This is a genomic window from Streptomyces sp. NPDC030840, from assembly GCF_055572015.1.
In genome coordinates this window covers 731,912-746,570 of the sequence record NZ_JBVIEE010000001.1, presented here as the reverse complement: position 1 = coordinate 746,570, position 14,659 = coordinate 731,912, and the positions used below count along the sequence as shown (strand labels likewise).

The window sequence follows — 14,659 nt, the reverse complement described above, 5'->3', positions numbered from 1 at the left end:
GCTTCTTCAGCCGGTGCGCCCGTCAGTCGGTGCGCCCGTCAGTCGGTGCGCCCGTCGTCGAGTTCGCGGACGAGGCCGCGCAGGACGGGGCCGTACTCGGGATGGGCGAGGGCGGAGGCCATCTGGGCGACGAGGTAGTCGGCCGGGTTGCCGGTGTCGTACCAGCGGCCCTGGATGGCCTGCCCGTACACCGCGCGGGTGCCGGCGTAGGCGTTGATGGCGTCGGTCAGGTAGATCTCGCCCTCACGGTGCTCGTACCAGCGCCGGGTCTGCTCCCGCAGCTCGTCGATGATTCCGGGGGTGATGACGTAGCCGCCGATGGCCGCGTACGAGGAGGGCGCGTCGGCGGGGGCGGGCTTCTCGACGAGGCCGGTGATCCGCAGCAGGCCGTCTCCCAGGTCCTCCTTGACGATGGGCACGCCGTAGCGCTGGGAGTCGCCCGGGTCCATCGGCATGAGGGCGAGCACCGGGCAGGCGGTCTGCTCGTAGGCGCGGATCAGCTGCTGGGCCCGCGGCACCTCGGCCACGAACACGTCGTCCGGCCAGAGCACCAGCACCGGCTCGTCGCCGATGTTGCGGGCGGCGTTGAGCACCGGGGTGCCGTTGCCGTACGGGCCGTGCTGGTCGAGGTACGTGATGTGCCCCCGGCGGGCCAGCTCGGCCACCTCCTCCACCGCGTCCGCGTAGGCCGTCTTGCCGTCCTCGCGCAGCTGTGCGACCAGGGCGGGGTTGGGCCGGAAGTGGTCCTGGATGAGGGACTTCCCGCCCGAGACCACGATGGTGATGTCGGTGATGCCGGAGTCCACCAGTTCGCGCACGGTGTGCTCGATGACGGGCTTGTCGCCGACCGGGAGCATTTCCTTCGGCGTGGCCTTGGTCAGGGGCAGCAGGCGTGAGCCGAGCCCGGCGGCGGGGATCACGGCCCTGCGGATCGTCGGGGACATCATGTCTCTCTCGGTCGGGCGGCACGCCGTGCCGGTCGCACGGTGTACGCCGACGCTACCAACGCACCGGCGGGACCGACGCGGTGAGACGTACGCACTGCGGGATCAACGCACTACGGGACCATCGCACTGCGGGACCATCGCGCGACGAGGCCCCGGTCACCTCTCCCCTTCCGGGTCCCAGTCCAGCAACCGCACCTTCGCGACCGTCCGCACGTGGGTGCGCATCGCGGTGGCCGCCTGCCGGGGCCGCCGGTCGGCGATGGCGTCGAGGATGGCCTGGTGCTGGGCCAGGGAGCGGGTCGGGCGGCCGGGCTGGCGCAGCGACTCGGTGCGGCTTTCGGCGATCTGCTCGGCGATGGAGCGCATGAACTCCGCGAGGATGCTGCTGTGGGCGGCGGCGGTCACGGCCGCGTGGAACAGGCGGTCGCCCTCCACACCGTGCCCGTCCTCCTCGATCTCGCGGGTCATGTGGGCGAGCGCGGACCGCATCGCGGCCAGGTCCTCCTCCGTGCGGCGCTCGGCGGCCAGTTCGGCGAGCTTCGTCTCCAGGGCCTCGCGGGCCTCCAGGACGTCGGGGAGGCGCCTGCGGCGTTCGACCATGTCCTCGACGGGCTCGACGTCCAGGCTGTCGCGGACCAGGTACGTGCCCCCGCCGTGCCGTGCCTCCACCAGGCCCTGGACCTCGAGGACCACGATCGCCTGCTTCACGGAGGCGCGGCTGACGCCCAGCCGCTGGGCGAGGTCGCGCTCGGGCGGCAGCCGGTCACCGGCCCGCAGGCCGCCCTCGGCGACGTACTGGCGCAGCCGGTCGAGCACCTGCTGGTAGAGCGGCGTCCTTGTCATGGGACGCAGGGCGTCGGTCACGGGATCCCCCTCTCGCCGGGAGGGTAACACCGCTCCCACAGTGGACAAGTGGCTGAGCCAATTTGGGCGCGACCCCTTGACGTGGGTCCCGGGCGAGGCCCACGCTGACCGACCAGCACCCCCCTTAAGCAAGTGGCTCAGCCACTCAGCCATTCCGGCACGCATACGCGATCTCCGGGGCCCAAAGACGGGAGCCCGTATGTCCCCCGAACTCATCTCGATCCTCGTCCTCGTCGTGGTGTTCGTCATCGCCACCACCCGCTCCGTCAACATGGGCGCCCTCGCCTTCGCCGCCGCCTTCGGAGTGGGCGAACTCGTCGCCGGTCTCGACGCGGACGGCATCTTCGCCGGCTTCCCCGGTGACCTCTTCGTCGTCCTCGTCGGCATCACCTACCTGTTCGCCATCGCCCGCGCCAACGGCACCACCGACTGGCTGGTGCACGCCGCCATCCGGCTGGTGCGCGGGCGGGTGGCGCTGATCCCCTGGGTGATGTTCGCCCTCACCGGCGCGCTCACGGCGATCGGCGCGGTCAGCCCCGCCGCCGTCGCGATCGTCGCGCCGCTGGCGCTCAGCTTCGCCGTCCGGTACGGGATCAGTCCGCTGCTCATGGGCACGATGGTGGTGCACGGCGCGCAGGCCGGCGGCTTCTCGCCGATCAGCATCTACGGCACGATCGTCAACGGCATCGTCGAGCGCGAGAAGCTCCCGGGCAGCGAGATCACGCTGTTCCTGTCCTCCCTCGCCGTCAACCTCGTCATCGCCGGCATCGTCTTCGTCCTCTTCGGCGGGCTCAAGCTGTGGGCCCAGGGGTCCGTGCCGGTGGACGGGGAAGCGGCCTCCGGGGAGTCCGGGGGCGTGGCCGACGGCACGGGCGCGTCCGGCGGCACCGCGCCCCGCGGAGAGACGAACGGTACGGCACCCGGCGGCACCAGCCCCACCACCGCCGTCGCCACGACCGCCCCCGCCCGCCCCGGCGGAACCGGGACCGGGACCGGGACCGCAGGGACCACGACCGGGACCACAGGGACCACGACCGGGACCAAAGAGACCGGGAACGGGACCGGAACCGACACCGTCCGCCTCACCCCCGCCCGCGCCGCCACCCTCACCGGGCTCGTCGCCCTCGTGGTCGCCGTGCTCGCCTTCGACCTCGATGCGGGGCTCACCGCGATCACCCTCGCCGTGCTGCTGAGCGCCGCCTGGCCGGCGGACAGCCGTGTGGCGGTCGGGCAGATCGCGTGGCCCACCGTGCTGCTCATCTGCGGTGTCCTCACGTACGTGGGCGTGCTCGACGAGATGGGCACGATCACCTGGGCCGGCGAGGGCGTCAGCGGCATCGGCGTCCCACTGCTGGCCGCGGTGCTGCTCTGCTACATCGGCGCGCTCGTGTCGGCGTTCGCCTCGTCCGTGGGCATCATGGGCGCGCTGATCCCGCTGGCGGTGCCGTTCCTCGCGCAGGGCGAGATCGGGGCGATCGGCATGGTGTCGGCGCTCGCGGTGTCGGCGACGGTCGTGGACGTGAGCCCCTTCTCGACGAACGGCGCGCTGGTGCTGGCCGCGGCGCCGGACGTCGACCGGGAACGTTTCTTCCGGCAGCTGATGGTGTACGGAGGGATCGTGGTGGCAGTGGTGCCCGCGGTGGTGTGGCTGGTGATGGTCGTGCCCGGCTGGGGGTAGCCCCAAGGGCGGCAGCTGATCGTGAACGGTAATGCGTAATGCAGCCAGTACTGAAGGAGTACGACGCGTGTCCTCACTCTTCCCGGCCCTGACCGACTCCCCGGCCGAGCGGCCCGCCCTGCGGTTCGGCGAGCGCTCCCTGACGTACGCGGAACTCGCCGCGGCGGCGGGCGCGCTCGCCGGGCGGATCCAGGGGGCGGGCCGGGTCGCCGTCTGGGCGACTCCCACGCTGGAGACGGCCGTCGGCGTGGTGGCCGCCCTGCTGGCCGGGGTGCCCGCCGTACCGCTCAACCCGAAGTCGGGCGACGGCGAGCTCGGGCACATCGTCAGGGACAGCGCGCCCGCCCTCGTCCTCACCGCGCCGGGCGCCGAACTCCCGCCCGCCCTGGGGGACCTGGAGCGCGTCGACGTCGATGTACAGGGACGGGGACAGGGACAGGGAAGGGGACCGTACGTCCCCGGCGACGTCACCCCCGACTCCCCCGCCCTCGTCGTCTACACCTCCGGCACCACCGGCCCGCCCAAGGGCGCCGTCCTCCCCCGCCGGGCCATCGCCACCACCCTGGACGCGCTGGCCGACGCCTGGCAGTGGACCGGCGACGACGTCCTCGTGCACGCCCTCCCCCTCTTCCACGTCCACGGCCTGATCCTGGGCATCCTCGGCCCGCTGCGGCGCGGGGGCTCCGTACGGCACCTGGGGCGGTTCACCGCCGAGGGGGTCGCCCACGAGCTGAACGAGGGCGCCACCATGCTGTTCGGCGTGCCGACGATGTACCACCGGCTCGCGGAGGCGCTCCCCGGCGACCCCGCGCTCGCGACGGCGCTGGGCCGGGCGCGGCTGCTCGTGTCCGGTTCGGCGGCACTGCCGGTGCACGACCACGAGCGGATCGCGGCGGCGACCGGGCGGCGGGTCATCGAGCGGTACGGCATGACCGAGACGCTCATGAACACGAGCGTGCGCGCGGACGGCGAGCCGCGTGCCGGGACGGTCGGGGTGCCGCTGCCGGGCGTGGAGCTCCGGCTGGTGGAGGAGGACGGCTCGGCCGTCACCGCGTACGACGGCGAGACCGTCGGCGAGATCCAGGTGCGCGGCCCGAACCTCTTCACGGAGTACCTGAACCGGCCGGACGCGACCGCCGCCGCGTTCACCGGGGACGGCTGGTTCCGCACGGGCGACATGGCGGTCCGGGACGCCGACGGGTACGTACGGATCGTCGGCCGCAAGGCCACCGACCTGATCAAGAGCGGCGGCTACAAGATCGGCGCGGGTGAGATCGAGAACGCGCTGCTCGAACACCCGGCCGTGCGCGAGGCCGCGGTCACGGGCGAGCCGGACGACGACCTCGGCGAGCGCGTGGTCGCCTGGATCGTCCCGGCCGACCCCAAGGCCCCGCCCGGCGCCGCCGAACTGGCCGACCATGTCGCCGGGCGCCTCGCCCCGCACAAGCGCCCCCGTGTCGTGCACTTCCTCGACGCTCTGCCCCGCAACGACATGGGCAAGATCATGAAGCGGGCGCTGAAGCATGACTGAGCCGGCCGCCCGGTACGCCGCCCGCCTCTCCGCCCGCGAGATCATCGCCCTGGTCGCGGACGACTTCACCCGACTGCCCGGCCCGGCGAAGGAGTACGAGCCCGACGGCCCCCTCGCCTGGCAGGGGTACGACGCCTCCCGCACCCGCGCCGCCGAGCGCACCGGCGAGGAGGAATCAGTGGTCTGGGGCCGCGCGACGATCGGCGGCGCGGGGGCCGGTACGGAGGCCGGTACGGCGGCCGGTACGGCGGCCGGTACGGAGGCCGGTACCGAGCCAGACCCGGAGACCGGCACCGAGACCGACCCGAAGGCCGGTACCGGGGCCGACCCGGAAACCGGCACGAAAACCGACCCGGAGGTCGGCACGGCGGCCGACCCCGACTCCCGCACGAAAACCGACCCGGAGGTCGGCACGGCGGCCGACCCCGACTCCCGCACGAAGACCGACCCGGAGGTCGGCACGGCGGCCGACCCCGACTCCCGCACGAAGACCGACCCCCACGCCAGCACCGGGGCCGACCCCGACTCCCGCCCGAAGGCCGGTACCGGAGTCGTGGTGGTGGCCTTCGAGTTCGGTTTTCTCGGCGGCTCGCTCGGGGAGCGGACCGGGGACCTGCTGGAGGCGGCGTACACGTACGCGCGCGAGCACCGGCTGCCCGTCGTGGCGCTGGTCGCGACGGGTGGCAGCCGGATGCAGGAGGGCATGCGCGCGCTCACCCAACTCCAGCGCGTGGCCCGGCAGTCGGCGCTGACGCGGGAGGCGGGGCTGCCCCAGATCGCCGTGCTGCGGGACCCGACGACCGGCGGCGGCTGGGCCACCCTCGGCGCGGGCGCCGACGTCGTCCTCGCGCTGCCCGGTGTCCAGGTGGGCTTCGCCGGCTCCCGGGTGCGCCCGCCGGACGCCGATCCGGCGGCGTACACGGCCGAGGCCCAGGTGGCGGCGGGCACGGCCGACGCGATCGTGCAGCCGGAGGACCTGCGCGGAACGCTGACGACGTGGCTGGAGCTGCTCACCAGCCCCTCCCGGCATCCCGCGCCCCCGCCGGCCGCCCTCGGCCCCTCCACGGACCTCCCCGCCACCGGCTGGGCCGCCGTCCAGCGCGCCCGCTCCCCCGAACGCCCCCGCGCCGAGGCCTATCTGGACGCGTACTTCACGCGCCGCGTGACCATCGGCGGCGACCGCTGCGGCGGCACCGACCCCGGCATGCTGTGCGGCTTCGGCGAGCACGAGGGGCGGACCGTCGCGTACGCGGCCCAGTGCGGCACGGCGACCCGGCCCGCCGGATACCGCACGGCGGCCCGGCTGATCCGCCTCGCGGGTCGGCTCGGTGTGCCCGTGCTCACGCTGGTGGACACCCCGGGCGCCGCCAACGACGCCGAGGCGGAGCGGCAGGGCGCCGGAGCGGCCATCGCGGACGCGTTCGACGCGGTGGCCACCGCCCGGACTCCGGTCACCACGCTGGTCATCGGCGAGGGCGGCTCCGGCGGGGCGCTGGCGCTGGCCGCGCCCGGCAGCACCTGGGCCACCCCGGACAGCTACTTCTCGGTCATCGCACCGGAGTCGGCCGCCGCGATCCTCAAGCGCCCGGAGGACCAGGTGCGGGCCACGGCCGACGAACTGCGGGTACGGCCGCAGGACTTGGTGGCGCTGGGGGTCGTCCGCGGTGTCACATGACGGCGGTCACGCACACCGGTCCGGAGTGTGGGCAGGGCATGGGGAAGGGGAGACAGCGCGCGTACCGTCCGTGACAATGGTCTGATCGGGCGTCACGAGCGACAGGATGAACAGGACGAGCAGGACGGGGGCGTGGTGGAAGGCTTGGTGGAGTTCACGACCGACGACGGTGCCGTGGTCACCGTCGAGGCCGTAGAGGACGGAGCCGGTTCGGGCTCCCGTCTCGTGGCCCGCGGGGACGGCGGCGCGCTGCAGGCGACACGGACCTTCGAGGGCTCCCTGGAGGGCGTGCGCTCGGCGGCCGCGTCCGCGCTGCGGGTCTTCCGGGACGGTTCGCTGCGACCCGACGGGGTGGAGATCGAGTTCGGTGTGAAGCTCACCGCCGAGGCCGGCGCGCTGATCGCGAAGAGCGCGGTCGAGGGGCATCTCGTGGTCAGGCTCTCCTGGTCGCCCGAGCGCTCCGGCACCTCCCCCGAGACCCCGCCGACGTCATGACGGGTGCGGCTCCTCCGCGCGCGATCGGGCACGGCCGCGCCCGTGGCGCCCGGCGGCGGGAGAGAGGAAACATGAACCGCTGGGCCTCCTGCGCCCCCGCGCACACCACCGTCCGGCACCCGGACTGAGCCAGGCGCTGGACCGGGATCGAACAGCGGAACCCCGGAGCCGCCGTACCGGCGTCCGTCGCGGGCCCCCTGGTCCACGCGCTCGCCGGCCGGGGCCCGGGCGTCGACGTCGCCGTCGCCGTCACGGACCACTCGTCCGACGCCGTCGCCGCCCACCTGTCCCGGCGGGGGCTCACCGGGCCGACGTCCGGCGGAGCTCACCGGGCCGACGTCCGGCGGTGTCCACGGCTGCGCCGACGACGCCGCCCACCTCCCGCCGCACCCGACTCTTCCTGTCGATCACAGACCTCGCGCGACCGCGGCCTGCTGCCCGAGGCCGCCCGCGAAAGCCGCACACGCCGAGCGCCGCCCAGCCAGGCACCCGCACCCCCACTACCCGCACCCCACTACCCGCACCCCGACCGCCCGCACCCCGACTGCGAGTTCCGCGCGCTGGAGCCCCCGCACACCGCGCCGGAGGACGCCGTCCTCACGGCTCCTCCGTCGACGAGCTCACCGCCGCCTCCGCGCTCGGTCCGCCCGCCCGTCGGAGGTCACCGGCCAGGAGGACGAGCGGCGGCCGCGGGACGCGGGCGCCGGTGCGCCGTCACCCGCGTGGAACCGCCCCTCAAGGCGGTCAGCCCCGCCTGACTCCACGTCAGCAGCAGCCGCCCTCACCCGTCCGGCCGCCCCCCACCCGGCCCATCCCGAAGGGCGCCGCACTCCTCCCGCCGCGCAGGATGCAAGAAGACCGCCGCCCAGGACCACGCGGTCCGTGCCACCGGGAGGATCCCATGACCGCCAGGCTGGACCAGCTGCGCCGCTGCCACTTCGCCGTCGATCTGGGGGCGTCCCGGACCCGTGTGTACGTCAAGGGCGCCGGCCTGGTCGTCGACCAGCCGAGCGTGGCCGCCGTGAACACCCGGACCGGCGCCCTGATCGCGGTCGGGGAGCTCGCGGAGAGGATGACGGGACGTACGCCCCACTACATCCGGGTCGTGCGCCCCGTGTCGGGCGGCAGCGTCGTCGACATCGAGATGGCCCAGCGCATGCTGCGCCAGCTGCTCGGTGACAAGGTACGCCGCGCGCTGCGCCGCAAGCCGTTCCTGCGCGCCGCCGCCTGCACCCCGAACGACGCGGACCCGCTGGGCCGGCGCGCGGCGGTCGAGACGCTGGTGGGTCTCGGTGCCCGGCGTGTGGAACTCGTCGACACGATCGTCGCCGCCGGGGTCGGCTGCGGGCTGCCGGTCGAGCGCCCGGAGGCCACGATGATCATGGTGTGCGGTGCCGCCGCGACCCAGCTGGCCGTGCTGTCGCTCGGGGCGATCGTGACCTCCGAGCGCATCCCGGTGGGCGGGGAGGCCGTGGACAACGCGATCGTGCAGCACCTGCGCCTCCAGCACGAGCTGATCCTGCCCAGCCAGTCCGTACGGCCGCTTCAGCTCGCCCTGGCCGGCAACGGGCTGACCCCGCACGGCCCCGCCTCCACGGAGATCCACGGACTGGACGTCGCCACCGGGCTCGCACGGTCCGTCAAGGTGGACACCGCCGCCGTGCGCGACGCCATCCAGACCCCGCTCACGGCCGTGCTCGACGGCATCGGCAAGGTGCTGCGGGACTGCCCGCCCGACCTCGTGGCCGACCTCGCGGACCGCGGGATCACGATGGTCGGCGGCAGCGCGCTGCTGCCGGGCCTCGACGAGATGCTGCGGCAGGCCACGGGCATGCCGGTGAGCATCGCCGAGCGTCCCGAACTGTGCGCCATCGAGGGCCTCGGCGCCATGCTGGAGGGCCGCGTCGAACCGCTGGAGCTGAACCTCGAACCGGATGAGTGAACCGGGCCCCGCGCGCCATGTCCCCGGCAGCCACTGACATCTCTCGCATCGAACCGGGCATCACCGCTACCAGGAAGACGTCCTCGTCAACAGGAAGACGTCCTCGTCGAGCGGAGTTTTCGGCGTACTCCCTTGACTTCACAAGGTCCCCGCGTCACATTCCTGACTCCGTATCAGGAACCCGGAAGACGGGGGCTGTCCGCCATGTCCACGAGCACGGGCCCCGCGAGACGTACGCCTGTCGCCGGTACCGCACGCCTCCCCTCCCCCGGCCCCTCCCGCCGGCGCGTGCTCGGCGCGGCGGGCGCCGGTGCGGCTCTCGGCGCCGGACTGCCGAACCGCGCCCAGGCGGCCGCGCCACCCCTCCTCGGGACGTACGACGTCGTGGTCGTCGGCTCCGGAGCCGCCGGCATGACGGCCGCGCTCACCGCCGCCAGGCAGGGGCTGAGCTGTGTCGTCGTGGAGAAGGCGGCGACGTTCGGCGGCTCGGCGGCCCGTTCCGGGGCGGGCATCTGGATACCGAACAACTCCGTCATCCTGGGCGCCGGGGTGCCCGACACCCCGGCCAAGGCGGCCACCTACCTCGCGGCCGTGGTCGGCGACGACGTCCCCGCCGACCGGCAGAAGGCCTTCCTCGACCACGGGCCCGCCATGCTGTCCTTCGTCATGGCCCACAGCCCACTGCGTTTCCGCTGGATGGAGGGCTACAGCGACTACTACCCGGAGCTGCCGGGCGGGCTGGCGCAGGGCCGGTCCGTCGAGCCCGACCAGCTCGACGGGAACATCCTCGGTGCGGAGCTGGCCCGGCTGAACCCGTCGTACATGACCGTCCCGGCCGGGATGGTCGTCTTCAGCGCCGACTACAAGTGGCTCGTCCTGTCCGCGGTCAGCGCGAAGGGGCTCTCCGTGGCCGCCGAGTGCCTGGCCCGGGGCACGAAGGCGGCGCTGCTCGGCCAGAAGCCGCTCACCATGGGGCAGTCGCTGGCGGCGGGCCTGCGGGCGGGGCTGCTCGCGGCCGGTGTGCCGGTGTGGCTCGGTACGCCCCTGACCGACCTGCTCACGGAGAACGGGGCCGTCACCGGGGCGGTCGTCACCAGGAACGGCGCTCCCGGCCTGCTGCGCGCCCGCCGGGGCGTCATCGTCGGCTCGGGCGGCTTCGAGCACAACGCGGCCATGCGCGAGCAGTACCAGGAGCAGCCCATCGGCACCGCGTGGACGGTCGGCGCGAAGGAGAACACCGGCGACGGCATCCGGGCGGGCAGGCGTGCGGGCGCCGCACTGGACCTGATGGACGACGCCTGGTGGGGCCCGGCGATCCCGCTGCCCGACCAGCCGTACTTCTGCCTCGCCGAACGCACGCTCCCCGGCGGGCTCCTCGTCAACGCCGCCGGGTCGCGCTTCGTCAACGAGGCCGCGCCGTACAGCGACGTCGTCCACACCATGTACGAGCGGGACAGGCCCGGGGCACCGCACATCCCGGCCTGGCTGATCGTCGACCAGAACTACCGCAACCGGTACCTGTTCAAGGACGTCGCGCCGACCTTCGTGTTCCCGGACGCGTGGTACGAGTCGGGCGCCGTACACAAGGCGTGGACACTCGACGCGCTGGCCGCCTCGACCGGCGTGCCCGCGGCCGCCCTGCGCACCACCGTCGACCGCTTCAACTCCTTTGCCCGCGGCGGCGACGACACCGACTTCGGGCGCGGCGACAGCGCGTACGACCACTACTACACGGACCCCTCCGTCCGCCCCAACTCCTGCCTGGCGCCGCTCTGGTTGCCCCCGTACTACGCCTTCCGGATCGTCCCCGGCGACCTCGGCACCAAGGGCGGCCTGCTCACGGACGCCCGGGCCCGTGTCCTGCGCCCGGACGGCTCGGTGATCCCGGGCCTGTACGCGGCGGGCAACGCCAGCGCCGCCGTCATGGGCCGCAGTTACGCGGGCGCGGGGTCGACGATCGGCCCCGCGATGACGTTCGGGTACGTTGCGGCGCGGGACGCGGCGGGCCTGTCGTGACGCCTTCCCGGCACCTTCTCAGCGACCTCTCAACGCCTCTCAGCGCCTTCTCAGCGCCCTCTCAACGCCTCTCAGCGCCTTCTCAGCGCCTTCTCACCTCAGCCGCAGGTCGATCCACGGGATCGTGTCGCCCTCCAGCAGATAGCGCTCGACCTCCACGAACCCGTGCCGCAGCGCGAACCGCAGTCCGTCCGTGTTGGACTCCAGGACGACCGTCTCGATCACCCGGGCGCCCAGCTCCCGGGCACGCTCCAGCCCGCGCGCGTACAACCGCTCGCCGAAGCCCTGCCGCCGGTGCCCTTCGAGCACACGGGCGATCACCGTGGCCGTGCCGTCCTCGGGTGGCCTGACCGTCGAGTTGCCGACGAGGACGCCGTCGGCGTAGGCGAGTTCGAGGTGGTTGCGTCCGGCACGCCCGCGAACGTCGTCGAGGGAGAGCAAGTGCGTGGGAATGATCGTGTTGTGGACGCGCTGCCAGTCCTCGAGGTCCTCGACCGGTGCGTCGCCGTCCACGTGCTTGATGTGAAGATCGGTCACCGCGGCAGCAAACCCGTACGCCCCACGGAGCGTCAACCACATTCCGGTGGCGCCCCTTTTGCCTCCCCTTTTACCTCCCCTTCCGACGGTCGGTTCCAGTGAGCGGTGAGAGCGGGACGAGAGCAGTCAGTAGGGAAGGACGCGCCCAGAGGGGGTGCGCCGGTCGATCGTGAGGTCACGCGGAGCGGAGGGTCGACGGCTGGTACGGATGCGGATGTGGCGGTTCATGACGGCCTCCTCATGCCTGTGCCCGGTCGTCGGGGACCCGATGTCCCGGGGTGTTACCGTGCCCGATGCGACCAGCCTCCTCGCCGCCGCAGCCGCGTACATCGTGCCCACGGTGACACCGGTCATGCCTCCGGAGGAGGAGTGATCGGAACCGCCGTCCGCCCGCGGAAGCACCCACACCCCTGAGAAGGCCCCTGAAAAGGCCCCCGAAAACACCCCGGTGAACGCGGAACACCCCCAAGCGGGAACCGACATCGTCGGCGGTCACGGCGCCGGCCGCGTCCGCCGGTCCGCCCGCGCCGGACACCGCCGAGGTCTCGGAACAGCCGGATGAAGCCTCAGTGGCGGCAGTCACAGCCGGGGCCGCAGCCGCACGCGTCGGCCCGGGTACTGGCGGACGGCACTGCCGCCGCGGCAGGGGCCGCGCAGCACCCCTTGCCCTGCCACGCGTCCCGGCCTTCCTTGACGGCGACGACGGCGATGACGAGAGCTGCGATCGGATCGGCCCAGGACCAGCCGAGCAGGGCGTTGAGGACCAGACCCGCCAGCAGCACCGCCGACAGGTAGGTGCACAGCAGGGTCTGCCTGGAGTCGGCCACCGCCGAGGCGGAGCCGAGTTCGCGGCCCGCACGACGCTGGGCGGCGGACAGGAACGGCATCACCGCGAGGGACACTGCGGCGATGACGATGCCGGGGACGGAGCGTTCGGCCTCCCCGGTGCCGCTCAGCGCACGGGCGGCGTCAACGGCGACATAGGCGGCGAGCGCGAAGAACGAGACCGCGATGACCCGCAGGGCCGTCCTCTCACGGGCTTCGCGGACCTGGTGGTCCCGGGCGGAGAACTGCCAGGCGACCGCCGCGGCGGAGGAGACCTCGATGACGGAGTCCAGCCCGAAGCCGATCAGCGCGGTGGAGGAGGCCAGCGTGCCGGCGGTGAGGGCGACGATCGCCTCGATGACGTTGTAGGTGATGGTCGCGGCGACCAGCAGCCGTATCCGGCGGGCGAGCGCCTCACGCCGGGCCGGGCCGGGGCCGAGGGACAGGAACGCCCCAGCGGTCATCAGCAGCAGCCCTTCTCGCCGGCGTCCGGGCAGATGCGGTCGCTCTCCACGGCGACCACGGCGGTACGCAGGTCGTCCAACGCGTGGCCCAGACGTTCGTCGGCGAGCTCGTAACGGGTACGGCGGCCGTCCGGAAGGGCGACAACCAGACCGCAGTCGCGCAGGCAGGCCAAGTGGTTCGACAGCCGGGTCCGCGAGATGCCGAGGGCGTCCGCCAGGTCAGCCGGGTAGGCCGGTGCCTGGCGCAGCGCCAGCAGGATGCGGCAGCGGATCGGGTCGGCGAGCGCACGGCCGAACCGGGCCAGCACGTCGATGTCGGAAGCGAGTGTCAGCACGCTCCGAGAGTACAGGAATCTCTGAATTCAGGAAGTCATGGATCAAGGGGCGGCGGTGGGTCCGGGGATGCGCCTCCTGCGCTTCCCCTACCTGATCCCGGGCCATCCGGCACACGTGCTGCCGGCGGGCCGACGAGGCCGCCCAGGAACGCCGTGGCCGCGCCAGGCGCCCGAGCAAGCTCAGGAGGGCTCCAGGACCGTCGTCTCCAGCAGATCGGCGGCCACGCGGCGGGCGGGCTCCCCGGTCTGCTCCGCGATACGCCGGAAGATCTCTTCCGCCGAGCGAGCGGGCCAGTTGGGCGGCAGGTGCCGGGCGGGCAGCCGGGGATCCGCGCGGATGGTGCCCAGCCACTCGGCGACCAGGCACAGGTGGGTGGCCAGCGGGTCGCCGGAGTGATCGCCGACGTGGGTGATCCAGCGCTTCTCGAAGGCGGCGTAGCGGGCGGCGACGGTTTCGAGGTTCCAGGTGTCGCGGATCATCACATCGATGTCGGTGGCCTCGTCGGCGCGCGCGTGGAAGATCTTGACATGGGCGGCGATGCCGAGTTCCGCGACGATCTCGGAGATGTCGACGTCACCCGGGGCGATCCACAGTCCGCTGTAGAGGGGGCCGAAGCCGGCCCAGGTGAGCCGGGAGCGCAGGTCGTGGCGCCGGTGCCGCCAGGCTTCGGGCAGCGAGAATCCGAGCAGGGTCCAGGTGCCGTCCCAGTCGTCGTTGACCGCGCTGGTGTGCCAGACGCGTTCCCGCCCCTTGTCCAGGATCTGCGTCGCGTGCGGGGTCAGGCCGAAGTACATGCGGCGCCCCTGCCGCCGGCGCTGCAGCAGGCCCCGGGCCACCATGCGCGTGAGGGTGGAGCGTACGGCCTGCTCCCCGACTCCCACGCGTCCGAGGACATCGATGATGCTGCCCGAGTACACGCACAGCGGGCCCTCTTCCAGGACGTGGTCTCCGAAGAAGGCGAGCAGCAGCGACTGCGGGCGCAGTTGCGGGCCGGCCGGGGAGCCCGGGGCGGCGGCACCGGACTCCCCTTCCCGAGGGTCGGAGGAGTTCATCTCGGAGAGTCTCACGTCGGCAAGGGTAAGGCCGCCCGCCGCGGGCAGTACGGGCGGCGTGGGCTGAGGGCCGGTACCGGCCGGCGGCCTCGACGGAGGCGAGTACCGCTGCCGTGGCGAGGGCGAGCGCGCAGAAGACGCGAAGGCGTCCGGCCGTGGTTCCCTGCGGTTCCCCTACGGGGCGCACACCCTCGATAGATCGGATCTCTGAAGAGACGTCAGAGCATGATGCCGGATCACCGGCCGGAGGAGAAGAGCGCCGACCCCCCTTTCCGGAGTGGCTGTTCCGTTGGCCGC

The 14,659-nt window shown here is 73.2% G+C and carries 13 protein-coding genes; 7 read left to right on the top strand and 6 right to left on the bottom strand.

Annotated features, from left to right (window positions below; genetic code table 11):
• Nucleotides 1–38 precede the first annotated feature (38 nt).
• Both ACZ49J_RS03120 and ACZ49J_RS03115 read right to left on the bottom strand, forming a co-directional pair.
• The gene (locus ACZ49J_RS03120) at nt 39–944 is read right to left on the bottom strand and encodes a UTP--glucose-1-phosphate uridylyltransferase (protein ID WP_467447697.1); all 906 of its coding nucleotides are present in this window, start codon (nt 942–944) and stop codon (nt 39–41) included.
• Nucleotides 945–1,103: 159 nt separating this feature from the next.
• Complete coding sequence (locus ACZ49J_RS03115) at nt 1,104–1,811, bottom strand: FadR/GntR family transcriptional regulator (protein WP_467447519.1); 708 nt, start codon at nt 1,809–1,811, stop codon at nt 1,104–1,106.
• Between the two features lie 199 nt (nt 1,812–2,010).
• Between ACZ49J_RS03115 and ACZ49J_RS03110 the strand changes: the two genes are divergently transcribed.
• The 6 genes from ACZ49J_RS03110 to kstD all read left to right on the top strand — a co-directional run bounded on the left by ACZ49J_RS03110 (nt 2,011) and on the right by kstD (nt 11,148).
• Complete coding sequence (locus ACZ49J_RS03110) at nt 2,011–3,489, top strand: SLC13 family permease (RefSeq protein WP_467447518.1); 1,479 nt, start codon at nt 2,011–2,013, stop codon at nt 3,487–3,489.
• A gap of 67 nt (nt 3,490–3,556) precedes the next feature.
• Nucleotides 3,557–5,020 carry an acyl-CoA synthetase gene (locus tag ACZ49J_RS03105; RefSeq protein WP_467447517.1) on the top strand — a complete coding sequence of 488 codons (1,464 nt, stop codon included), beginning with the start codon at nt 3,557–3,559 and terminating at the stop codon, nt 5,018–5,020.
• Complete coding sequence (locus ACZ49J_RS03100) at nt 5,013–6,695, top strand: carboxyl transferase domain-containing protein (protein WP_467447516.1); 1,683 nt, start codon at nt 5,013–5,015, stop codon at nt 6,693–6,695. Before ACZ49J_RS03105 ends, ACZ49J_RS03100 begins: the two co-directional genes overlap by 8 nt.
• A gap of 135 nt (nt 6,696–6,830) precedes the next feature.
• On the top strand, nt 6,831–7,190 hold the full coding sequence (locus ACZ49J_RS03095) for a CU044_2847 family protein (RefSeq protein WP_467447696.1): 360 nt from the start codon (nt 6,831–6,833) through the stop codon (nt 7,188–7,190).
• A 901-nt stretch (nt 7,191–8,091) separates the two neighbouring features.
• Nucleotides 8,092–9,132, top strand: a complete 1,041-nt coding sequence (locus ACZ49J_RS03090; protein ID WP_467447514.1) for a rod shape-determining protein — start codon at nt 8,092–8,094, stop codon at nt 9,130–9,132.
• A 204-nt stretch (nt 9,133–9,336) separates the two neighbouring features.
• Nucleotides 9,337–11,148, top strand: a complete 1,812-nt coding sequence (kstD, locus tag ACZ49J_RS03085; RefSeq protein WP_467447513.1) for a 3-oxosteroid 1-dehydrogenase — start codon at nt 9,337–9,339, stop codon at nt 11,146–11,148.
• Nucleotides 11,149–11,241: 93 nt separating this feature from the next.
• On the opposite strand, the gene ACZ49J_RS03080 is transcribed toward kstD, so the two are convergent.
• Nucleotides 11,242–11,685 (bottom strand): GNAT family N-acetyltransferase, encoded by a 444-nt coding sequence (locus tag ACZ49J_RS03080; protein ID WP_467447512.1) that lies wholly within the window; start codon nt 11,683–11,685, stop codon nt 11,242–11,244.
• A 226-nt stretch (nt 11,686–11,911) separates the two neighbouring features.
• On the opposite strand from ACZ49J_RS03080, the gene ACZ49J_RS03075 reads away from it, so the two are divergent.
• Nucleotides 11,912–12,058 carry a hypothetical protein gene (locus ACZ49J_RS03075; protein ID WP_467447510.1) on the top strand — a complete coding sequence of 49 codons (147 nt, stop codon included), beginning with the start codon at nt 11,912–11,914 and terminating at the stop codon, nt 12,056–12,058.
• A gap of 193 nt (nt 12,059–12,251) precedes the next feature.
• Here the strand turns inward: ACZ49J_RS03075 and ACZ49J_RS03070 are convergent, their stop codons facing one another.
• The 3 genes from ACZ49J_RS03070 to ACZ49J_RS03060 all read right to left on the bottom strand — a co-directional run bounded on the left by ACZ49J_RS03070 (nt 12,252) and on the right by ACZ49J_RS03060 (nt 14,362).
• Nucleotides 12,252–12,974 (bottom strand): cation efflux transmembrane domain-containing protein, encoded by a 723-nt coding sequence (locus ACZ49J_RS03070; RefSeq protein WP_467447509.1) that lies wholly within the window; start codon nt 12,972–12,974, stop codon nt 12,252–12,254.
• The gene (locus ACZ49J_RS03065; protein ID WP_467447508.1) at nt 12,974–13,309 is read right to left on the bottom strand and encodes an ArsR/SmtB family transcription factor; all 336 of its coding nucleotides are present in this window, start codon (nt 13,307–13,309) and stop codon (nt 12,974–12,976) included. The genes ACZ49J_RS03070 and ACZ49J_RS03065 overlap by 1 nt, the downstream gene beginning before the upstream one ends.
• A 180-nt stretch (nt 13,310–13,489) precedes the next feature.
• Nucleotides 13,490–14,362, bottom strand: coding sequence for a PaaX family transcriptional regulator (locus ACZ49J_RS03060; protein ID WP_467447694.1), 873 nt, complete (start codon nt 14,360–14,362; stop codon nt 13,490–13,492).
• Nucleotides 14,363–14,659: the final 297 nt, after the last annotated feature.

Bases quoted from the DNA above. Each gene is read 5' to 3' on its own strand.
- ACZ49J_RS03090 (WP_467447514.1), top strand. From the start codon at position 8,092: ATGACCGCCAGGCTGGACCAGCTGCGCCGCTGCCACTTCGCCGTCGAT.
- ACZ49J_RS03110 (WP_467447518.1), top strand. From the start codon at position 2,011: ATGTCCCCCGAACTCATCTCGATCCTCGTCCTCGTCGTGGTGTTCGTC.
- kstD (WP_467447513.1), top strand. From the start codon at position 9,337: ATGTCCACGAGCACGGGCCCCGCGAGACGTACGCCTGTCGCCGGTACC.
- ACZ49J_RS03120 (WP_467447697.1), bottom strand. From the start codon at position 944: ATGTCCCCGACGATCCGCAGGGCCGTGATCCCCGCCGCCGGGCTCGGC.
- ACZ49J_RS03100 (WP_467447516.1), top strand. From the start codon at position 5,013: ATGACTGAGCCGGCCGCCCGGTACGCCGCCCGCCTCTCCGCCCGCGAG.
- ACZ49J_RS03060 (WP_467447694.1), bottom strand. From the start codon at position 14,362: ATGAACTCCTCCGACCCTCGGGAAGGGGAGTCCGGTGCCGCCGCCCCG.
- ACZ49J_RS03070 (WP_467447509.1), bottom strand. From the start codon at position 12,974: ATGACCGCTGGGGCGTTCCTGTCCCTCGGCCCCGGCCCGGCCCGGCGT.
- ACZ49J_RS03075 (WP_467447510.1), top strand. From the start codon at position 11,912: ATGACGGCCTCCTCATGCCTGTGCCCGGTCGTCGGGGACCCGATGTCC.